This window comes from Paenibacillus humicola (assembly GCF_028826105.1).
In the GTDB taxonomy this organism is placed as follows: Bacteria; Bacillota; Bacilli; order Paenibacillales; family Paenibacillaceae; genus Paenibacillus_Z; species Paenibacillus_Z humicola.
Genome location: NZ_JAQGPL010000001.1, coordinates 1,002,770 through 1,022,852, shown reverse-complemented (window position 1 = coordinate 1,022,852; position 20,083 = coordinate 1,002,770). Strand labels below are relative to the sequence as shown.

Below are 20,083 nucleotides of genomic sequence, written 5' to 3'. Positions count from 1 at the left end.
TTCCGGTTCTAACCCTGTTCCGCCTGTCTTTCCGCTTCCATATAAGCCGCGTACGCTTCCCGGAAAACCGCCGCCGTTTCCGCCGCCTGACGCTCCAGCTGCGGCAGCGTCCAAGGGCCTCCCCCGCTCGCCCGGTCGGACTCGATGAGGCGAACCATCCACAGCGAGAACGCCATCGCGAACAGGTTATATTCCCGCCGGAACCGCAGACGGTCCAGCGCGGCGCCGAATTGTGCCGCTTCGTCAAGATAAGCCTGCAGCAGCCGCTCTCTCCATGCCGGCGCGGCCGTCCGCGGGTAAAGCGGATGAGACAGGTCGATCACATGGTACAAATCCCAATACCGGCTGTTCAGGTGGGCGTGCTCCCAGTCGATGATATACAGCCGGCCCGCTGCGTGCGCGTAGTTGCCGACATGCAAATCCCCGTGGCTGAACACGGTCTCCGGCGAAATCGTTTCCGTCTCCAGCCGTTCATAGACCTGCCGCACGGCTTCCGGGTCGATGCCGGTTCGTGCCGCCAGACGCGGCATGTCGAGCGCGGGTGCCCGTAGATCGGCGACGAGCTGCGGAAATGCCGGCTTGATGCCTTTCAGATCGGCACCGGCCAGCATGCTTGCCGGGAGCGCATGCCATCGCGCCGCCAGCCGGACGACCTCGAGCGCCAATTCTTCCTTATACTCATGGCGAAGCTCGCCCAAATCCTCGAACGCGATCCAGCTGGAAGGCCGTTCGCCGTTATCGTCCTGCCATCTTTCGATCAGACCCGGATAAACGGGCGGCAGTGCGGGAAGAACGTGCTCGTACACCCAGACCTCCCGGGAATCCGCATCCCACGGTTTGACGATGCGGCTGCCTCCCCCTTCCATGTAGACGCGTTCCACCGTCCGGCCGTTCATACCGCGGTAAATCGTTTCCTTGCGAACCGCATTCGGCACGTTCATCATGCCTCTCCCGCCTTCCTTCAGCTTATCGTTCCGGCTGCGCCTCTTTCGCGGCAACGAAATTGCCGATCCCATCCAATATCCGCTCGAAGCCGAACTCGAATTCGTCCCCGAACGGATCGGCATCGGCATCCTCCCCGGTATAAACGCCTGCCGCCATAATAGGGTGAAGATGAGGGAACCGATCCGGGGTAACGAGCTGCCTGAGCGCCGCGCCGTAATCGGCCCCGCTGAGCTCGCCTTGGGTGACGCCGCTTTGAACCGCACGATCGATGTCCCGCTGAAACATCGCGTGAACCCGCGCATAATTGGTGAGCAGCAGCACGGTGGACATTTTTTCGTGATCGGTCAAAGGGAGCCCTTTCATGGTACGGAGCGCCCAGTCCGCAATTTTCAAATGATTCGGCGTAACCGGAACGCCGGAAATCGGAATGTCGCAAAACCAGGGATGCTCCCGAAAACAGCGGACGATCGCCCGGACAAATTCGTGCATCCCCTCCCGCCAATCTTTCCCCTGCTCCTCCGGCGGAACGGGGATATCGCAGACGGCATCCTGCATCAGAAGCATCAAATCGTCCTTGCTCGGCACGTACCGGTAAAGCGACATGCTCGTATATCCGAGCGCCGCTGCCACCCGGCTCATGGAGACGCCCGGAAGCCCGTCCCGGTCGGCAATGGCGATCGCGGCATCGACGATTTGCTTCAGGCTCATTTCCCGTTTGGGGCCGCGCTGCGCCGTTTTTTCAATTCCCCAGCTGAGCGCCACGCCGCGCGGCAGGTCTTTCCCGGACTCGTGATCCATATGAAGTCTCCTTCCTTGGCATCCGTTTCGCATCGGTTATCAAAATAACGTAATGAATTTCCGCGCGAATGTCAATGTTCGAGCCGCCATCGTCCTTTTTGCAAAATTAGGCTTTCTTTATTACTGTTTATAATATACACTGTTTACTTAATAAACAGTTTTAAAAAGGGAGAGGTTCTCAATGAAAAGTCCGATGCGTATCCTTATTTCCGGTTCCAGCATCGCCGGTCCAGCTTTGGCCTATTGGCTGCACCGTTACGGCTTCGACGTGACGATCGTCGAGCTCGCCCCCGCGCTGCGCAAGGGCGGATTCGGCGTCGATGTGCGCGGGGCGGCCGTGGAGGTGCTCCGGCAGATGGGCGTGCTCGAACAAGTTCGCGCAGCGGATACCCATATGACCGGCGTCTATTTCGTGAACGGCAATGGCAAAGTGGAGGGACGGCTCAGCGAAGCGGGGATGGGGAACCGGCAGGACGTGGACATCGAAATCATGCGCGACGATCTCACCGGCATTTTATATGATTTGACCCAAGATGCCGTCCGCTATATCTGGAACGATTCGATTACCGGGATCCGGGACACAGAGGAGGGAGCGGAGGTCCGATTCGACCGCAGCGAGCCGCAGACCTTCGACCTGGTGATCGGTGCGGACGGACTTCATTCCAATGTGCGCACGCTGACGTTCGGCGCCGAAGAGCAGTTTAAACAGACGCTCGGCTGCTTCATATCGATTTTTACGCTCGACAATTATTTAAACCTCGATCATCGCGAGCTGCTCCATTCGGTGCCGGGAAAAACGGTCGGGATGAAAAGCGCCCGAAGCAGCGCCGAGGCCAAGGGGATGTTTCTGTTCACGCCGGAGTCGATGGTCTTCAGCCGCCGCGATACCGGCATGCAGAAGGAGCTGGTCGCTGATGCGTTCCGCCATGAAACGGGCTGGGAGACCCAGCGCTTGCTGCAGGCGATGCACGAAGCGGACGATTTTTATTTCGACGAGATCTGCCAGATCCGCATGCCAAGCTGGTCGAAAGGCCGGGTCGCGCTGGTCGGCGATGCGGCGTATTGCCCTTCGCCCCTTTCCGGCCAAGGCACCAGCCTCGCGATTGTCGGCGCTTTTGTCCTGGCCGGCGAGCTGAAGCTGGCAAACGGGGATTACGCGGCTGCTTTTGCGGCTTACGAGCGGCATATGAGAGCGTTTGTGGAACAAAACCAAAAAATCGGGCGGATGGCGGCCGGCGGCATGATCGAACGTTCCCGCTTCAAAATCAGGCTGCGCAACGCGATGCTGCGCCTTCCGTTCGTGATGAGCGCCATGTTCCGGATGATGATGCGCATGATTGCAAAGGCGGCGAACGGGATTGAGCTGAAAGCGTATGGTGACGAACCCGTTTGAAGCGAAGCCGAACAAACTGAGTTTCATTCGCTTCCCAAATAATCCGGGACGATTTTGTTTTCTATAATGCGCCCGTTGACGGCGCTGACGTCGTAGGCCATAGCCTGCGGGCGCGAGCTGACGGCCCAGCAGCGGATTGTCCAGCTCCATCGAGAAACCTCCGCCGCCCATCGCAATGATCTGCCTCATGTCAATCGTACCTCCTTACATGCCGCTGCACGCCTTCATTGCGTATTACGACATCGAAACGAAGTCTGCCGGTGTCAAGCCGGGCAACGCCGCGAATTGAAAAAAACGCCGAGCCCTGTTACAGCAGGCCCGGCGCGATTTTTCGGCCCGCTACCCTTTTACCGCCCCGACGGCCACGCTGCCGATAATTTGCCGCGAGAAAATCGCGAACACGATGATGATCGGCAGGATCGAGATGGCGACGCCAAGGTACAAGAGTCCGTAGTCCATGCCGTAGTATCCCTGAACGAGCGCCACGAGCACCGGCAGCGGATACTTGTTCAGCGAGAAAAACAGCACGAGCGGGGTGAGAAAATTGTTCCACGAGCCGATGAAGTGAAAAATGCCGAGCGCCGACACGGCGGGCGCGAGAATCGGCAGGATGATCTGGTTGAACGTCCGGAACTCCCCGGCCCCGTCCACGCGGGAGGATTCGATGATTTCGTCGGGCACGCTGTTGTCCATAAACTGCTTGATGAAAAAAACGTTAAACGCGCTCGCCGCCGCCGGCAAAATAAGCGCCGAGTAGCTGTCGAGCATCCCGTAGGTGCTGAACAGCCGGTACAGCCCGATCAGCGCCAGCTGCCCCGGCACCATCATCGTGCCCAGGATGAACAGGAACAGCTGGTTGCGAAAACGGAACCGGTACTTGGCAAAGCCGTAGGCCGTCAGCGCCCCGATGTACAGGGTCAGCACCGTCGAGGAGCCGGCGATGAAGAAGCTGTTCAGAAACCCTCGCCATATGTTGATTTTCGATGCCATGTTGACGTAGTTGGCGATCAGGGAGGAGCCGGGCAAAAAAATGAACGACGACGCGATTTCCGCGTTGCTGTGGGTCGAATAAATGAGCATCAGGTAGAACGGAATGATACAAACGACGGCGATCGCGATGAGGATAACATACAGCAGCACTTTGCCGGCCGTCAGCCGGCGGCGTCCCTCCCGCGCCGCAGCGTACACCTGCTCCTGGCTTGCCTGCTTAACCGCTTCCATGGAATTCGCCTCCTCGCCCTTAGGCCGTTTTTCGGTTTGTCAGCACAAACGATGTTACGGACAGCAGAATGATGATGATGAACAGGCAAAATGCGATGGCGGCGCCGTACCCGTACCGGGTGCTCTGGAACGCGACGTTGTACAGGTACATGATGCTCGTCATCGCGGCGCGGTCCGGATCGCCGGTGCCGTTCGTCAGCGTAAACGGCTGGTCGAAAATTTGAATCCCGCCGATCGTCGAGGTGATCATCTGGAACAGAATGATCGGGCGCAGCATCGGCACGATAATCCGGAAAAAAATATCCTTCTTCGTCGCCCCGTCAATCTGGGCGGCCTCGTGCAGCGCGGGATCGATCCCCTGCAGCCCTGCGAGATAAATAACCATCGAATAGCCGAAATACTGGAAAAACAGGATGGCCGACACGATCAGCCGCATGAACCACGGATTGACCTTCCAGTTAATCGGCTGGCTCACGATGCCGCTCTCCACCAGGAAATGGTTCAGTCCTCCCGACTGCCAGTCGAAGATAAGGCTGACGAGCAGGCCGAGCGATGCCGCCGTCACGATATTCGGAAAGAAATAGACGGCCCGGAAGATGTCCCTTCCTTTCAGCAATTTGTCGTTCAGGATAAAGGCGAGCACGAGCGACACGGTCAGCTGGGGAATGACGGAGACGCCCCAGATGAACAAGGTGTTCAGCAGCGTTTTGTAAAACAGCGGGTCCTGCACGACGGCAATGTAATTGCCGAGCCCCACAAGCACCGGCGTGCCGATGCCGTCCCAGTTCGTAAAGCTGAGATAGAGCGAGTACAGGATCGGATACAGCCCGAAGAGAAGGAAAATGATAAAATACGGCGTGATAAACAGATACCCGTAATGATTTTTGCGTATCGTTTTGGCAAACATCCTCCGCACCCCCTGTTAATCGACGTCGAGCTCGGGGAACCGCAGCTTGACGTCCCGTTTAATTCTCTTCACGGCTTGGTCCTTCGTCGCGATCTTGTTGTTCAGGTACAGCTGCAGCACGTTTTTGTAAATATCGTTGATGATGACGTTGTCGTATTTGGTCCGGTTGTAGCTCGGCACCTTCTTCGCTTCCTCGGAGAAAAATTCGAAGTGCTTTTGTCCGCCGAGAAAATCCGACGTCACCGTCTGCGCCAGCTGATCGTCCACCACCATATTGCTCGTAAAATAGTCCTGATCGTGCGAAAGCTCGGTCAGAAATTGATGGTCGAAATTATAAAAGGAGATAAACTTCCAGGCCAGGTCCTTCTTGTCGCTTTTGCTGTACATCGCAATGTACGTCCCGCCCGAGCTGAATGAGGTCGGCCCGTGGGCAAGCCCCCATTTGCCGGACGTGTCCGGGGCGTTCGCCTTGAACGTATACTGCAGCGCCCAGCTCGCGCCCGGATAGAACATGACCTCGCCCTTCTGCATCGAAGCCGCATAGCCCGCGCTGCCGTTATCGAGCTCGGCGAAAACGTGCCGCTGCCTTGCTTCGCGCACCAGATCGAGCATGTGCAGGTAGGAATCGTCGAACACGAGCTTGTTCCCTTTCACCCACGGCAAATTGTCGTAGGAGATCGTGATCGCGTTCCAGTTGGCCAGCGCGTGAATTTTACCCCCGCTTTCCTTCTGGACCCGTTCGCCGATGTCGAAAATTTTATCCCACGTATCGATCATCTTGCTCACTTGATCGGGATCGTCGGTGCCCAAATACTGCTTGGCCAAATCCCGGCGGTAATAAATGCCCCCCGGCGTCGCCTGGTAGCCGAGCGCCCTGACGTTGCCTTCGGAGTCCTTCTCGTTCGCCTGCACGAACGGATACTGCTGCGGAAGCAGCGCATTCGCGTTGTAGGGCGGCGCGGACAAATTTTCAAGATACGGCACGTCGATCATTTCGCGGATATTGCCGTTCTCGATCATGAACACGTCCGGTGCCTTGGATGCGGTCTGAAGCGCCGATTTCAGCTTCGTAATGTAGAACGTGCCCGGGATATTGACGAAATTCACCTTGATGTCCGGATATTTCTGCTCGAATTTCTGGATGGCGTACTTCGCCTCGTCGGTAAAGCTCCAGACCGTAATTTCCCGGCGGGTATCCGCTTTGGCTCCCACCTGCGTGCAGCCGGCCAAAACGATGATGACGGCCAGAAGACTCAGCATCAGGGAAACGGCGATTTTCATGCTTCTCATTCGCACCCGTCCTTCTTCCAAAGATTTCGATTCCGTGCAGCCGGCATTTCGTAACCGCTTACATATACTCATGCTATCCAATCGGTGCGGGATCGCGCTCACCGGATATTGGCTTTCATCGTTCAAATATTGCGCTGTCCATGCCGTTGCGCTTGCGGAACTGGGAAGGGGTGCAGCCGTTATATTTCTTAAACAGGCGGTTGAAGGAACCGAGGTTGTTGAAGCCGTGCTGCACCGCGATGTCCAGTATGGAATCCCCGCTGCTCAGCAGCGCCCATTCGGCCTTCGTAATCCGGAGACGGTTCAAATAATCGAGCAGCGTTACGCCGCGCATCTCCTTGAACAGCTTGCACAAATAAAACTTGTTGAACTTGACGTGGTCGGCAATCTGCGAAATGTTCACGTTCTCGTCGTAATGGTCCTCCAAATAAGCGCAGACCCGCTCGATGCAGGCGAACTTGCCGTGCGGCGCGCAAACGGCTTCCGGTTCGGACTCGCGCTCGACAGCCTGAGAGCGAAGGAGCTGAACGACAAGGTCGAACAACCGCGATTTCAAGGCCCAGCGGTAGCCGGCTTCGCGCGTTTCGTTTTCCAATAATATCGCTTTCATAATATCCGACAGCTTCGCCTGTCCAGCCTGTTCGGCCGGAACGACGGCCGTTTTGGCGAACAGCCGGTGCAGATCCTGAAGGTCCCGTTCGGCGGTGAAGCCGCAGGCCAGATAGCGCAGCCGGAACACCACGATGATCAGCTCGCCCGTCCCCGGGAGGAAGGAGTGAATGTCTCCCGGCTTGATCAGGAGCAGGTCGCCTTTGCTTAATTCGTAGGTCCGGCTGTTGACGCCGACCCTTCCCCGGTCCTCCGAAACGTAGACAAGCTCGACTTCCTCGTGCCAATGCGCGCCGAAATGAAAGCGGGACCCCGTATGGACGACCCGTATCGGGAACTCGTCGTCGATAAGCCCGATTTCCAAAAATTTCGTTACCCCATTAAAACTCCGCCTTTCTTTGCGTATTGGTGTTCTCAAGTATGACTTGTATGATATCACCTGCCCTTAATATGGAAGTATTCGCCAAACTGCCAAAATTCCCTTTCAAACCCGGCTTCTCTAACGTGCGCAGAGCGGAGGATTTGCCAAACGAGGGCAGCCATAAACGCGGGCATGAGCCTGCTTTCCGCCGGCGACCGCAGCCGTACCCCTCCGCTTCAATATCCCGGGCCACAGCAAAAAGGAGCATCCGCTCCGCTTCTTGTCAAGCGGCTGCAGATGCTCCCTGCCATTTCGTCTATTGGCGCTGCCCTAAAACGTCCTGCATAAACTTCTCCAATGCGGCGACATCGGTAATGTTGCGGTTGCATGCGCGGCTGTTCGCGCAGAGATAATTCCCGATGGCCTTATAATAATCGGGCGAGGCGCCTGCCGGCTTCCATTTCGTCGTTGCCGAGAACAGCGCGATCTCTTCGTGCTTGCTGCACAGAAAGCAGACGCCTTTCCTGCCCACCGGCGTAAATCTCCCCTCGATGCCGACGAGCCGGCCGTGCAGCTCGTAGACGAGGTACATTTTATTCGCCGCAATATCGGTCCAGCCGAGATAGGTCAGAAAGCTGCGGTCGATGCCGGTCAAAGCGGGCGTCTTCAGCTTTTTGATTTTCGGGAACAGCTTTTTCAGCTGCCGCTCGGTCGTTTCGGCAAACTCCAGCACATCCGGCTCGAGCGCCTTCAAATACGCCTGGAATTCCGCAGCCGAATTCAGCTCCGCCAGCTTCTCCAGCTTCCTCATCTGCGCGTCCGACGCATCCGGGAACGCCTCGGCGATTTTAGCCAGCACGCCGTATCGTACCGATTCCACGACTTTCGGATCGGACACCGTGCTGCAGGCATGCTGCAGCAGTCCGGCCTGCTTCTTGATCAGGTTATAGTGATGGTTTCTAATAAACGGTTTGCACATCGCTTGTCAGCTCCTTTGGCTTGATGGAGAAAACAACGCGCAAAGCCCGTTATCAGAAACGATATTCGCTTGTATCGGGCGACGAATCGTCGGCCCCATGCAAAGTTATCGCCCCTATATCAGGCTTTGCATGAGGAGCTTCTTATTCCGGCAAAATGCTTTGCCATTCCTACCGCCTCCCTTGTATATAGACATTATATACGAACACGAGTCATAGGCTCAATCCGTTATTTACAGTCCCTGCCTTCCGCGCGTACGCGTCGTACTGCTCCGCGGGGTGAAGGACCGGTCCGCCGTGGCAAATTTCGACGCTGGCCGGGCGGAGCTTCTTCACGATCGCGCCGCTGCGAACCGCATCCGCCATATCGGCCGTGAACATCGGCATCGGCCGCTGCAGCCGGCCCCGCTTCGAGGTGAACAGGTCGCCGGCCAGCAGCACTCCGTCCCGTTCGTGGTAGTAAGCGACATGGCCGGGCGAATGCCCCGGCGTCCGGAAAGGCGTCAGCGAACCGAACGGCGCCGGCTCGCCTCCCGCTTCCGGAAGCGGACGGGCGATGCCCTTCGGCAGGAACGGGACCGCTTTCTTGCGGCGGGGATAGGGCTGCTCGCCTTCCATGTACGGCAGCTCGATGCCGTCCGCGTAAACCGGGACCTGCCTGTTCCGCAAAATCGCCTTCACCGATCCGGTATGATCGGAGTGCCCGTGCGTCAATACGATCGCTTTAAGCGGGCCGGCGTCCAGCTTATCGATAAACGCGAGAATTCCCCGGGCCATGGCGCCGATCCCTGCATCGACCAGCACCACGCCGTCCTCTTCCACGACGATCCATACGCGGATGGGGATGATTATCCACGTTCTCAGGCTCCAAATATGTTCCGATACACGCTCCGCTTTCATGCTGCCTACACCGCCTTCATCTATTATAACCATTGGTTAGTAACCGTCGGTTATAATATAGTTCACTTTACTCAATGTGTCAATCTTTTTTCACTGCCGCTTATGCATGACGATCCGGGATATCTGGTCTTCAATTTTTGCGAAATTGTAAATAAAAACGAGAATAAAGGAGATTTAAGGCGTAAAAGCGCTTTCAACTACATTTAATTGATTTTTCTGAATATTTACAAAACTGCAGGTGGGCTTGTACACTATAACCATATCATTCCTTTGCCGAATGATATGACCTCACCGGAAGGGGATAGTCCAATGAAGCAGGTAAGCGAAGCGTGTTCCTATAATTCGGAATGGAAAGGAGTAAGCCAGTAGGAAGTTGGCTTTCGGGACATGCGGGAACCCGCAGTCGGACGACGTCTTCGGTTTGAAATGAGCAACGCGAGTTGTAAGAATGGAGTGTGCAGGTAACAATTGAATGCGTTTGTGAAGGGATAGGGATTCCGGCTGGTTGCGACGGCCGGGTCCCTATTTTTCGTTTGACACGCGCTTTGGATTAGATTAATATCTAATTAAATGAACATCAAATAACGGAGGGCGTTCAGCCATGCAGCTCGACAAAATCGTTCATTACCATAAGGCGTTGGCCGATCCGACCCGGGTGCGGATGCTCATTTTGCTGGCCAAAGGGGAGCTTACCGGGCTGGAGCTGGCTAACCGGCTGTGCCTGTCCCCCGCCACAATTACCCATCATGCGGCCAAGCTGCGCACCGTCGGGTTGATTAACGAAAGACGGGACAAAAACGCCATTTTTTTTACGCTGAACCGTTATTTTTTAACCCAGTATTCGCGGGCACTGGAGACGTTGATTACGCAGTCCGCAGCAAGCGAAGGAAAGGAGGACGCCATGGAACCTTTGGGCGCCAAGCTGCAGCAGTCGGTGATCCGCAATTTCTTCACCGCCGAAGGAAGGCTGAAGCATATCCCGGTGCAGCTGAAGAAGAAGCTGATTGTGCTGGAGCATCTCGCCGGGAAGCTTGAGCCGGGCAAATCGTATACGGAGAAGGAAATCAACGAATTCATTCTTCAATTCCACCCCGATTTCGCCACCATCCGGCGGGAATTGATTATGCACGCCTTCATGTACCGGGAGCAGGACATTTACGAGCTTAACCCGAGGGAAATGTGGGAGGATTGGGAAAAGCTTTCCTAAAATGATTCGTCTTCCGCGCAACCATCCCAGCTTCTTCCACGTATGTAAGAAAGTTATTCCCTACGCGGGAGGAGGAGTCTGCTTGTCATTCGGACCTTTCGGTAAACTGTCCCCGTTTCCGCTTCTTGTCGTCGTCCCGATTGTGATCGATGCGCTTTCCGTGCTTCTCGGCACGACCATCCACGGCTATCAGGGGAGTCCGCATCTCACGTTCAAGCTTGCGCTGCAGATGGGCCTGCCGTCCATCGGCGCCGTAACGGAGCAGGGCTTCATGCCGGGAAGCGTGCAGCTGCCCGGAGGCGGCGGCATTCATGCCGCGAGCCTGCTCGGCGTCCTGCTGTATCTCGCCCTGTACCTCGCCGTACAATCCTTCCTTCAAGGCGGCTACGTCGGCCTGCTCTGCGACGCCTCGAACGGCCGCAAGCTGTCGATGGCGCAATTCGCCGCATACGGACGGCGATTCTTCTTCCGTTTTCTGCTGCTCAATATTGTTGTATTTGCCTTCCTGTTTATTGTTGGGGCGATCTTCACCTTGATCCTGATGGTGCCCGGCATGATCCTGTTTTTCGTCCTGTTCCTCGTGCTTCGCGTCCTGTTCCTGTACCTGGAGTTCACGATGGTAGCGGAGGACTGCTCCCTCTCCGAGGCGTTCTCCCGTTCGCGCGCCTATTTCCGCAGCCGGACGCCGTCCACCCTGCCGCTCGTCGGGGCGGCCGTGCTCGTCAACGTCATCGCCGGACTCGTCGTGAATGCGCTTTGGCTGCCGTTTCTGTTCCTCGTCTGGCTCATCGTATACGATGCCGTTATGGCCCGGCTGCAGCTTGCCTTCATGGAGGATTTCCGGCGAATCCGGGGCTGATGAACCGGCCGGCGAATCCCGTTCGCCGGCCATGCCGAAAAACCCCTGCCGGCTTGCCGACAGGGGTGCTATGTCAGCGGAGACTATGACTACTCCGCCGACAGGCTGCTTTCCTTCAGGATGACGTCGTGCGCGCCGCCTTCGACGATGCTCGTCGCGGAGACGAGCGTGATACGGGCATTGCGCTGCAGCTCCTCGATCGATTTCGCGCCGCAGTTGCACATCGTGGATTTCATTTTGTGAATCGTTTTGTCAAGATTCTCCTGCAGGCCGCCCGCATACGAAACGTACGAATCGACCCCTTCCTCGAACACGAGACTTTCCTTGCCGCCCGTATCGTACCGCTGCCAGTTGCGCGCCCGGTTGGAGCCCTCGCCCCAAAACTCCTTCACGAAATTGTTGCCGACCTTCAGCTTCCGGGTCGGGCTTTCGTCGAAGCGGGCGAAATAACGGCCCATCATGACGAAATCCGCTCCCATCGCGAGCGCGAGCGTAATGTGATAATCGTGCACGATGCCGCCGTCGGAACAGATCGGCACGTAAATGCCGGTATTCCGGAAATATTCGTCGCGCGCCGCAGCTACCTCGATCAGCGCCGATGCCTGGCCGCGGCCGATGCCTTTCTGTTCGCGCGTGATGCAGATCGAGCCGCCGCCGATGCCGATCTTGACGAAATCGGCGCCCGATTCGACCAGATAAAGAAACCCTTCGCGGTCGACGACGTTCCCTGCGCCGATTTTCACGTCGAAATTCGCTTTGACGTACTGCACCGTTTCCCGCTGCCATTCGGAATAGCCGTCGGAGGAATCGATGACAAGCACGTCGACGCCGGCTTCGACGAGCGCAGGTACGCGGTCTTTATAATCCCTCGTATTGATGCCCGCGCCGACAATATAGCTTTTGTTGACGTCGAGCAGCTCGTACGGATTTTCCTTATGCGCGTCGTAGTCTTTGCGGAAGACGAGATATTCGAGATTTTGCGCCTCGTCCACGATCGGCAGGCAGTTCAGCTTGTGTTCCCAGATCAGGTCGTTCGCCTCCGACAGCGTACAGCCGGAACGCCCGTAAATAAGCGAAGCGAACGGCGTCATAAAGTCCTGCACCCGCTTGTCCGGCGAATCGCGGCTCACCCGATAATCGCGGCTCGTCACGATGCCGAGCAGCTTGCCGTTGGGGGTGCCGTCGTCCGTAATCGCCACGGTGGAGTGGCCGGTCTGCCGCTTCAGCTCCAGCACGTCCTGCAGCGTATGCTGCGGCGTCAAATTGGAGCGGCTGACAACGAAGCCCGCTTTATACGCCTTGACCTTCCGTACCATAGCCGCCTGATCCTCCACCGCCTGCGATCCGTAAATAAACGAAATGCCTCCGCAGCGCGCGAGCGCAACCGCCATCCGGTCATCCGATACGGCCTGCATGACCGCCGATGCGAACGGAATGTTAAGCGTAAAGGCCGGCTGCTCGCCCTGCCCGTACTTGACGATCGGCGTTTTCAGGCTGACATTGCCGGGGGTGCAATCCTTCGTCGTCAGATTCGGAACAAGCAAATACTCGCTGAAGGTCCGGGACGGTTCGGTGTAATAATGAGCCATTTGAAACGTATTCCTCCTCTTGTTTTTTGGAAGCGGCGCTTTCCGTTTTCGCGTAAATTTTTACAATCATATCACAGCGGGCGTCCGTGCGCAATGGAAAACATGAGGCGATCCGGAGCGCCTGCCGAACGCGCCGGATATGCCGCCCCATAGCCGCCGGGAACGGCTGACCGCACAAGGCGCTTGAACGAAAAAAAACCGCGGGCAGCAGCCCGCGCTTCATGACCCCGCAGCGCCTGCGGTCTCGGCCGCCTCCAGCAGCTCGAGCGCCTTGTTGCGCTGCGGGTCCTCTTTTTTGAACTTGTCGAGCAGCCGTACCGAAAACTGGTAAGCCGTCCTGTCGTTGACGATGCCGGTTGCCGGCAGCGACTCGTCCCGCTGGAACGCCCGGACTGCCGCATCCGTCGCGGCGTCGAAGATGCCGGTCGAAGGAGCGCTGTAGCCAAGCGTCTGCAGCATCGTCTGTACCGTTTTCACCTTGTCGCCGTAGTCGTTTTCCTTCAGCTGCAGCCCGACCGGCAGGCTCGGCAGCAGGGCGTAAGCCGGCGCCTGCACCGGCACGTTCGGCTCGATCCCCTTCTTGTGGATCCACTCCCCGTCCGGCGCGCGCCACTGGGCTTCGGTCAGCTTGAGCACGGAGCCGTCCTTCAGCTGCCGGAAATTCTGCACGATCCCCTTGCCGAACGTTTTCTGTCCTACGACCGTCGCGTGCGCCCGCTCCTTCAGCGCCGCCGTCAGCACCTCCGCGGAGCTTGCCGTATTGTCGTCGACCAGAACGGCGATCGGCAGCTTCCAGGGCGTCTGCTGCTCCGATTTATGCGTGATGACGCTTTTCTCGTCCTTGTATACCACCTGCACGATAACCTGGCCCTTCGGCACGAACCGGTTTGCGAGCTGAATCGTCGGGTCGAGCAGCCCGCCCGGATTTCCCCGCAAATCGATCAGCAGCGCCTTCATGCCCTGTTTCTGCAGCGACTCGATCGCGCGATTAAACTCGTCCGCCGTTTTCTCCGCAAACCGGGTAATCGTAATTTCCCCGATCCGATTCGCCATCATTTCCGACGTCACGGTAATTACCGGCACTTCGCCCCGCGTGACCGGAATTTGCTGCGGCTCGGCCGTCCCTTCCCTGAGGACCGTCAGCTTGACGACCGTGCCGGCTTTGCCCTGTATCCGGTTTTTCAGCTCGGTCAGCGTGATGCCTTTCACCGGCTTGCCGTCAACCGCCTGGATGACGTCATCCGCCTTGAGGTCCGATTTGGCCGCCGGAGAGCCCTCGATCGTATCCTGGATGATGAAGTCGCCGTCCTGCTGCCGGATTTCAATCCCGATGCCGACAAAATGGTCCTGGTACGACTCCATATACTGCTCGCCCTGTTCGCCGGACAAATAGACCGAATACGGGTCGTCCAGCGACGCGACCATCCCTTGGGCCGCGCCGTCGACCAGCGACTTCGATTTGGCCCCGGTCAAATAGTTCGCCATAATTTCGTTATATGCAAACGATAAATTGCGGAAGCTCGCATCCTTTATAATCGGATACTGCGCCGTCATGGACAATCGTCCGCCGGCAAATCCGATCCCGCATGCGATCACTACCGCAGCTGTCGCAGCCGCTCTCCTTCGCTGCTTCTCCGCTCTTTCCCCGAAAAGGCTCAAGGCCGGTCCACCTCTTTTCGCATCAGCTCGTCTCCTCACTTTATCGCATTTACGGCCCGTCCCGCAAGCGAGAGGGTTGTCGGTCCCCGCAAATTCCGATACAATCAATGAAAATGCACGAACTTAAAGGAGCAGGAGAAACCGATATGTACAAAATGATTGCGATCGACATCGACGATACGCTGCTGACGGACGACCTCGTCGTGACGCCCGGCACGAAGGCGGCGCTCGCCGAAGCGGTGGCAAGCGGCGTGTTCGTCACGCTGGCCACCGGCCGCATGTTCCCCTCCGCGAAAAAAATCGCGATGCAGACCGAGCTGAACGTGCCGATTATTACGTACCAAGGCTCGCTTGTGAAGACGCTCATGGATGAGCAGGTGCTTTACGAGCGGAAGGTGCCGCAGGACGTCGCGGAGGAGCTGCTGGCGTTTTGCCGGGAGCGGGGGCTGCACCTGCAGCTCTATATCGACGATGTGCTGTACGTCGCCGAAGATAACGAGAAATCGCGGGACTACGCGGGCCTGTCCAAAATCCCGTTCGTCGTCGAGCCGGACCTCGGCAAGCTGATCGGCCGTCCGTCGACGAAAATGCTCATCATCGACGAGCCAGCCGTCTTGGACGAACTGAAGACTGAGCTGGGCGGATTGTTTGGCGACCGGGTGCATATTACGAAATCGAAGCCGCATTATTTGGAATTCATGCATAAGGAAGGCACGAAGGGGCATGCGATCGCGTTCATGGCGCAGCATATCGGCTGCAGCCTGGACGAGGTAATCGCAATCGGCGATTCCTGGAACGATCATGAGATGATCGAGGTAGCCGGACTCGGCGTGGCGATGGGCAATGCGCTGCCGCGGCTCAAGGAGATTGCCGATTACGTGACGGTGTCGAACAACGAGGAAGGCGTGCGCCGGGTCATCGAGAAATTCGTGCTGAACAAGGAAATCGTGCTGGATAAATGAGAGGAAGAAACGGCCGGCACCGCCCTTTGACGGTGGAACAGGTTTGTTTCTTCGGGAAGTTAAAAAAGGCCCTCATCGACCAATGACAGTCGGCGAGGGCCTTTCGTTTGTCATGAGGAAGCCTTACGGGAGCGGCTTCACGGTCAGCGTGAACGTCTTCACGTCCTCTAGGCCGCCGTTCTTGATATAAGCAAGCAGAGTCACAACGGAAGCCTGCTGCCCGCGGGCCGGCCGGCTGAGCAGCCGTCCGTCGTCGGCGATAATCGAAGGCGCGCTGGAATACCAGACGATGGTACTGCCGTAGTAGCCCGTCGTCGGCAGCGCAACCGACTTCGTTACGCTCGCCGCGGAATCGCCCGAGGCGTACCGGACGGCCAGGTCCGCTTTGTCGGCGGCCAGCTTCTCGGCGGCGGTGAACTGCTGCTTGACGGTCAGCACGAATACCTTCACATCCGCCGCCGTGCCGTTGGTCAAGTAGGCGGTCACCACGACGTTGATATCGCCGGCGCCCGCCGCGGGGCGATTGACCGTCTTGCCGTCATTCGAAATCACGGACGGCGCGCTGGACGTCCACACGATTGCCGAGCCGTTCGGGCCGGCTGAAGGCAGTGCATCGAAGGGCCGCGTCACGCGGGAGCTCGTATCCGAGCCGCCGAAATCGATGGCGAGCGCGGCTTTATCCGCGGCCACCCGCTGCGCATCGCTCATTTGCGCCTTGACGGTGATCGTGAACGTCTTCGACTGCGAAGCGGTCTGATAGCTGACGACCGCCGTCAGCACGACGTTCTGGTCGCCGCTGCCGTAAGCCGGCCGGTTTACCGTCCGCCCGTCGTTCGACACGACCGCCGGCGCGGAGGAATACCAGTAAATCGTCGAGCCGTTCTTCCCCTTCAGCGGCAGCGCCTTCAGCGGCTGCGTCACACTTGCGGAAGTATCCGAGCCGTTAAACCACAGCTGAAGTGCCGCAGCGTCGGCGTTTACCCGCTGCTGGTCCGTCATCGCCGCCGGCGCCGCTTTCACCGTAAGGGTGAAGGTTCTCGACGACGTCGCCCGGTTGTAGTGCAGCTTCGCGGTCAGCACGACCGCCGCGTCTGAACCTTGCGGCCGATGGACCGCGCCGGAAGCGGAAATCAGGTCCGGCCGGTTCGAGCTCCACGCGATCGCCGAGCCGTTCTTCCCGCGGACCGGCAGCGCGACCGGTCCGGTTACGGAGGAGGCCGTATCGCTGCCGCTGTACCGGATTTGCAGCGCCGCGGCGTCGGCTGTCACGCGCTGCGTATCCGTCAGCCGCGGAGAGGGCTTCGTCCCCTTCTCCCCGCATGCAGACATCCGCTTCGCGAGCGCCTGCTTGATCGCCGCCCGCGCCTTCTCGTTTTTTACATGCGCAAGCGCATTTTTAAGTCCCGGAGGTACGCAGGCGGTCATTTCTTTCTTTTTGCCGTGCCCGTGATGCTCGCCGCTTTTGCCGTGCCCGTTTCCGCCGCCGTGCGCCATCGCCGTGCCGCCGGCCAGCATCATGGCCGCGAAGGCCAGCACCGCTACCCGTTTCCACATTTTCAACCTCTCCCTGTTCGCAAAATTTGGTAACGTTCTCAACGATACCTTTCGCGAAGGGCTGGTATTTTATGGGGGCACGCGGGCAAAATCGTTTCCGGCGAGCGTGCCGTGCCGCCCTATGCTATAATGAGCGGTAAACCTTACGGAGGGAGTGCACAGCATGTCCGCGCATGAAGCGATTACGAAGCACGTCACCGCCCAGCACCGGCATCTGGTCCGGTTTATGGAGCTGGACGAGCTGAGGGAGCAGGCGATCGAACGGGCGCTTGCCCGCTGCGCCGCCGGAGAACCGTTTGGCGTCGACGAAATCAATGCCGCGACGGCGGCCATCAACGAGCATGCCAAACAGGGCATATCGCCGACCCGCGTCTTCGTCACGGAAGACATGGTCCGGGAGTATGCCGTCAAGCAGCAGCGGCGGCCGTGAACCGGTCCGGGCTTGGCGGCGCCCCTCTTGGCCGTGAGCTGAAAAGCCGCTCTCCGTCAACGTCCGGCATATGCCGCGTACGCCGGCAAAAAGCCGCTCCCGCAACGTCCGGCATATGCCGCGTACGCCAGCAAAAAGCCGCTCCCATAACGTCCGCATGCGCAAACGCTCGGGGAACGGCTTCGATTTTAGCCCATCGTATCGGTCAGGAGCGACGACAGCAGCAGGACGCCCATCGCGGCGGAGGAGATATAGGCCCACTTTTTGCTCTTCCCGCCCGCTCCGGAGCGCGCGTTCCTTGAACGTGCAAGAGCGGAACGGAAATAGAGCAGAAAGCCGGCCGCGATCATGATTCCTTCCAGCCAGGCACTTACGGCCGGATGGCGCCATAAGCCGAAGCCGAGCAGCGGAAGGGAACCGAGATTGCCCGGCAGGATCGGCAGGTCCGGCCGATGCACGATCAGGTCGAGCAGCCAGTGGCTGAAGGTAACGAGACCGAGCACCGTTCCCGCCCTCTTGCCCCATGCGCGCCGTCCGATATATCCGTAAATAAGTGAGATGATTGCGGCCCCAACTAGCGAATGGGAGTAATCGGCATGGATCAGCCCGCTTCCGTAACCCATTCCTCCGACCGGCACGATCGTTTCGACGCCCGACAGGTAGAGGGGCACGAAAATGACGTCAAGCAGCTGCGTTCCCAGCATCAGCGCCCATACCGGCACGTCCTTCTCCTTCGCCTTCACGGCCGCGGCCAACCCGAAATGTCCCGCAAACATTCAGCTCACCTCTCTCCTTTTGCTCCGCTCGCGGCCCCCGATTTTCGCATCGAGCACGCCGCAGCCGATTGTAAACAACAGCATAAACACCACAAAGCTCACCCAAATCATCCTTCCGTCTCCATCTTTGTAACCAATGGTTACTAACCTGTGGTTATAATATAACCAATGGTTACTTATGTCAAGCAAAATATCGCCTGGCCCCGCTCAAGCCCGGGCCCGCGCCTTGGACAGCCGTTTACGCAGCACGTGAACAATCATCAGGACACAAGGAATCATCAGGCAGAAGATCGGCTTTAACAGTTTAACGTCGGTCAGCCCTTCCTCATTATGCTCGGGAAAGCTCCAGGCCGACATCATGGACGCGAACAGAATGACGATGGATACGGGATATGCGAGCTTGTTCACCTCCTTCACGTTAAACACGTCCGCCGCCAGCGCCATCGATGCGTAAGCGTACATGGTCATTTTAAAGAATACGCCGATAATGAGCGCAAGAATGACGAGCGCGTCCATCCGCTGAATGAAATTCATGATATTGACGAGGCGCAGAGCCGAGAGCAGCGGAAAAATCGACCGCGAATAAATATCGGGACCGAGCACCGATATTTCCATCGCATGCGTCAGGCTGAGGGCAATGCCGCTGAGGAGCATCGCCGTAAGGCCGTAATTGCGGGCTTCATTTTTCGCTTTCAAATGCGTAAAAACGGTCATAAAGCAGACCGTCTCGCCGAACGGAAACATGAATATCGACGGGTACGCCGACGACAGCGTCTGCTTCCAGCCCCCCTCTCCGGTAAGCGGAAGCAAATTTTTCAGATCGATCAGACCGGAGAAAATAAACAGCATATTGCCGATCACTCCGATCGAGACGATGATGAAGAAATAGACTTGGCCCAGCCGGTAAAAGACCTCCAGCCCTTTCCGCAGCACGTAGATGACGGCGAGAATCATGACGGTCTGGATGACGAAGTTCGGCGTGACATCATAGGCTGATGTAATGAGCAAATCGCCGGCTTCCCGCAAATTGCGGGCCGACACATACATGAAATAGATCGCGTATAGGACGGCAAGCGGAAGCCCGATCGGCGCCCCGAGTATTTTGCGGAGGTAGCCGCTCAGGATAAGCCGGGGGTAGGCACGGTACAGGTAAACGAAAACCAGAAACAGCAGCAGCCCGGCGGGAAGGGCGAGCAGGATCGACAGCCACACCTCCTGACCCGACTGGAAACCGACGGGGATGACCAGCGCGGTGCCGAATATAAACAGCATCATCATGGAAAAAAGCTGAACTCCGTTGATGGTTTGTTTGTCCGCCGACATGCTTTCGCCTCCTTCGTCTCCCGTACGTTTAGCTGCCTGTGAATGCGGAAATCCTGATAGAACATCCATTCAAAGAGCCGGGTGATTTCCGATTAAAATCGTGCTGATCTATCTGCTGATCTTTGCGCTCGAGCTGTCGTTTCTCGCGGCCGTGGACGTCGTGTCCGGCAGGTCGCTTCACCAGGCGGTGCTCACGCTGATCAATACGTTTCATGTGCTGAGGAAGGGGGAAGCCCTGTTCCTGATCGCGCTGATTGCCGTGCCGTTCGTCCGGTTTCTCCCGGGCCTTGGCCGCCGATCGGCCAAAAAAGGGAGGAAATGAG

At 57.8% G+C, this 20,083-nt stretch carries 20 protein-coding genes; 6 read left to right on the top strand and 14 right to left on the bottom strand.

Going from position 1 to position 20,083, the window contains the following annotated elements:
- Positions 1-8: 8 nt before the first annotated feature.
- Both PD282_RS04970 and PD282_RS04965 read right to left on the bottom strand, forming a co-directional pair.
- Positions 9-944, bottom strand: coding sequence for a phosphotransferase (locus PD282_RS04970; RefSeq protein WP_274649241.1), 936 nt, complete (start codon positions 942-944; stop codon positions 9-11).
- Between the two features lie 22 nt (positions 945-966).
- Positions 967-1,743 (bottom strand): TetR/AcrR family transcriptional regulator, encoded by a 777-nt coding sequence (locus PD282_RS04965; RefSeq protein ID WP_274649240.1) that lies wholly within the window; start codon positions 1,741-1,743, stop codon positions 967-969.
- A gap of 181 nt (positions 1,744-1,924) precedes the next feature.
- Here PD282_RS04965 and PD282_RS04960 point away from each other — a divergent pair, with 181 nt between their 5' ends.
- Positions 1,925-3,136, top strand: a complete 1,212-nt coding sequence (locus tag PD282_RS04960) for an FAD-dependent monooxygenase (protein ID WP_274649239.1) — start codon at positions 1,925-1,927, stop codon at positions 3,134-3,136.
- 23 nt (positions 3,137-3,159) lie between these two features.
- On the opposite strand, the gene PD282_RS04955 is transcribed toward PD282_RS04960, so the two are convergent.
- The 7 genes from PD282_RS04955 to PD282_RS04925 form a co-directional block, all read right to left on the bottom strand.
- On the bottom strand, positions 3,160-3,312 hold the full coding sequence (locus PD282_RS04955; RefSeq protein WP_274649238.1) for a hypothetical protein: 153 nt from the start codon (positions 3,310-3,312) through the stop codon (positions 3,160-3,162).
- 163 nt (positions 3,313-3,475) lie between these two features.
- Entirely contained in the window at positions 3,476-4,357 is an 882-nt protein-coding gene (locus PD282_RS04950) for a carbohydrate ABC transporter permease (RefSeq protein ID WP_274649237.1), read from the bottom strand.
- Positions 4,358-4,376: 19 nt separating this feature from the next.
- The gene (locus PD282_RS04945; protein ID WP_274649236.1) at positions 4,377-5,264 is read right to left on the bottom strand and encodes a carbohydrate ABC transporter permease; all 888 of its coding nucleotides are present in this window, start codon (positions 5,262-5,264) and stop codon (positions 4,377-4,379) included.
- A 15-nt stretch (positions 5,265-5,279) separates the two neighbouring features.
- Positions 5,280-6,554, bottom strand: coding sequence for an ABC transporter substrate-binding protein (locus tag PD282_RS04940; protein ID WP_274649235.1), 1,275 nt, complete (start codon positions 6,552-6,554; stop codon positions 5,280-5,282).
- A gap of 115 nt (positions 6,555-6,669) precedes the next feature.
- Positions 6,670-7,527, bottom strand: coding sequence for an AraC family transcriptional regulator (locus PD282_RS04935; RefSeq protein WP_274649234.1), 858 nt, complete (start codon positions 7,525-7,527; stop codon positions 6,670-6,672).
- Positions 7,528-7,840: 313 nt separating this feature from the next.
- Positions 7,841-8,503: a FusB/FusC family EF-G-binding protein gene (locus PD282_RS04930; protein ID WP_274649233.1), complete on the bottom strand. Its 663-nt coding sequence runs from the start codon at positions 8,501-8,503 to the stop codon at positions 7,841-7,843.
- A gap of 211 nt (positions 8,504-8,714) precedes the next feature.
- Positions 8,715-9,401 carry an MBL fold metallo-hydrolase gene (locus tag PD282_RS04925; protein ID WP_274649232.1) on the bottom strand — a complete coding sequence of 229 codons (687 nt, stop codon included), beginning with the start codon at positions 9,399-9,401 and terminating at the stop codon, positions 8,715-8,717.
- Positions 9,402-10,002: 601 nt separating this feature from the next.
- Here PD282_RS04925 and PD282_RS04920 point away from each other — a divergent pair.
- Both PD282_RS04920 and PD282_RS04915 read left to right on the top strand, forming a co-directional pair.
- Entirely contained in the window at positions 10,003-10,608 is a 606-nt protein-coding gene (locus PD282_RS04920; protein ID WP_274649231.1) for a DUF2087 domain-containing protein, read from the top strand.
- Between the two features lie 82 nt (positions 10,609-10,690).
- On the top strand, positions 10,691-11,467 hold the full coding sequence (locus PD282_RS04915; protein ID WP_274649230.1) for a hypothetical protein: 777 nt from the start codon (positions 10,691-10,693) through the stop codon (positions 11,465-11,467).
- An 89-nt stretch (positions 11,468-11,556) separates the two neighbouring features.
- Here PD282_RS04915 and PD282_RS04910 read toward each other — a convergent pair whose 3' ends face one another.
- Together PD282_RS04910 and PD282_RS04905 are read right to left on the bottom strand one after the other, a co-directional pair.
- On the bottom strand, positions 11,557-13,056 hold the full coding sequence (locus tag PD282_RS04910; RefSeq protein WP_274649229.1) for an IMP dehydrogenase: 1,500 nt from the start codon (positions 13,054-13,056) through the stop codon (positions 11,557-11,559).
- Between the two features lie 219 nt (positions 13,057-13,275).
- The gene (locus tag PD282_RS04905) at positions 13,276-14,715 is read right to left on the bottom strand and encodes a S41 family peptidase (RefSeq protein WP_274649228.1); all 1,440 of its coding nucleotides are present in this window, start codon (positions 14,713-14,715) and stop codon (positions 13,276-13,278) included.
- 146 nt (positions 14,716-14,861) lie between these two features.
- On the opposite strand from PD282_RS04905, the gene PD282_RS04900 reads away from it, so the two are divergent.
- The gene (locus tag PD282_RS04900) at positions 14,862-15,677 is read left to right on the top strand and encodes a Cof-type HAD-IIB family hydrolase (protein ID WP_274649227.1); all 816 of its coding nucleotides are present in this window, start codon (positions 14,862-14,864) and stop codon (positions 15,675-15,677) included.
- Positions 15,678-15,800: 123 nt separating this feature from the next.
- On the opposite strand, the gene PD282_RS04895 is transcribed toward PD282_RS04900, so the two are convergent.
- Complete coding sequence (locus tag PD282_RS04895; RefSeq protein ID WP_274649226.1) at positions 15,801-17,231, bottom strand: immunoglobulin-like domain-containing protein; 1,431 nt, start codon at positions 17,229-17,231, stop codon at positions 15,801-15,803.
- Positions 17,232-17,394: 163 nt separating this feature from the next.
- Between PD282_RS04895 and PD282_RS04890 the strand changes: the two genes are divergently transcribed.
- Positions 17,395-17,661, top strand: coding sequence for a DUF2533 family protein (locus PD282_RS04890; protein ID WP_274649225.1), 267 nt, complete (start codon positions 17,395-17,397; stop codon positions 17,659-17,661).
- Positions 17,662-17,849: 188 nt separating this feature from the next.
- On the opposite strand, the gene PD282_RS04885 is transcribed toward PD282_RS04890, so the two are convergent.
- Together PD282_RS04885 and PD282_RS04880 are read right to left on the bottom strand one after the other, a co-directional pair.
- The gene (locus PD282_RS04885) at positions 17,850-18,437 is read right to left on the bottom strand and encodes a permease (protein ID WP_274649224.1); all 588 of its coding nucleotides are present in this window, start codon (positions 18,435-18,437) and stop codon (positions 17,850-17,852) included.
- Between the two features lie 207 nt (positions 18,438-18,644).
- On the bottom strand, positions 18,645-19,760 hold the full coding sequence (locus tag PD282_RS04880) for a GerAB/ArcD/ProY family transporter (RefSeq protein WP_274649223.1): 1,116 nt from the start codon (positions 19,758-19,760) through the stop codon (positions 18,645-18,647).
- A 100-nt stretch (positions 19,761-19,860) separates the two neighbouring features.
- On the opposite strand from PD282_RS04880, the gene PD282_RS04875 reads away from it, so the two are divergent.
- Entirely contained in the window at positions 19,861-20,082 is a 222-nt protein-coding gene (locus tag PD282_RS04875; protein ID WP_274649222.1) for a YczF family membrane protein, read from the top strand.
- The last annotated feature ends 1 nt before the right edge of the window (position 20,083 follow it).

Coding starts and splice junctions, on each gene's coding strand:
- PD282_RS04920 (WP_274649231.1), top strand. CDS start 10,003: ATGCAGCTCGACAAAATCGTTCATTACCATAAGGCGTTGGCCGATCCG.
- PD282_RS04960 (WP_274649239.1), top strand. CDS start 1,925: ATGAAAAGTCCGATGCGTATCCTTATTTCCGGTTCCAGCATCGCCGGT.
- PD282_RS04880 (WP_274649223.1), bottom strand. CDS start 19,760: ATGTCGGCGGACAAACAAACCATCAACGGAGTTCAGCTTTTTTCCATG.
- PD282_RS04945 (WP_274649236.1), bottom strand. CDS start 5,264: ATGTTTGCCAAAACGATACGCAAAAATCATTACGGGTATCTGTTTATC.
- PD282_RS04885 (WP_274649224.1), bottom strand. CDS start 18,437: ATGTTTGCGGGACATTTCGGGTTGGCCGCGGCCGTGAAGGCGAAGGAG.
- PD282_RS04970 (WP_274649241.1), bottom strand. CDS start 944: ATGATGAACGTGCCGAATGCGGTTCGCAAGGAAACGATTTACCGCGGT.
- PD282_RS04940 (WP_274649235.1), bottom strand. CDS start 6,554: ATGAGAAGCATGAAAATCGCCGTTTCCCTGATGCTGAGTCTTCTGGCC.
- PD282_RS04950 (WP_274649237.1), bottom strand. CDS start 4,357: ATGGAAGCGGTTAAGCAGGCAAGCCAGGAGCAGGTGTACGCTGCGGCG.
- PD282_RS04910 (WP_274649229.1), bottom strand. CDS start 13,056: ATGGCTCATTATTACACCGAACCGTCCCGGACCTTCAGCGAGTATTTG.
- PD282_RS04965 (WP_274649240.1), bottom strand. CDS start 1,743: ATGGATCACGAGTCCGGGAAAGACCTGCCGCGCGGCGTGGCGCTCAGC.
- PD282_RS04895 (WP_274649226.1), bottom strand. CDS start 17,231: ATGTGGAAACGGGTAGCGGTGCTGGCCTTCGCGGCCATGATGCTGGCC.
- PD282_RS04930 (WP_274649233.1), bottom strand. CDS start 8,503: ATGTGCAAACCGTTTATTAGAAACCATCACTATAACCTGATCAAGAAG.
- PD282_RS04890 (WP_274649225.1), top strand. CDS start 17,395: ATGTCCGCGCATGAAGCGATTACGAAGCACGTCACCGCCCAGCACCGG.
- PD282_RS04900 (WP_274649227.1), top strand. CDS start 14,862: ATGTACAAAATGATTGCGATCGACATCGACGATACGCTGCTGACGGAC.
- PD282_RS04925 (WP_274649232.1), bottom strand. CDS start 9,401: ATGAAAGCGGAGCGTGTATCGGAACATATTTGGAGCCTGAGAACGTGG.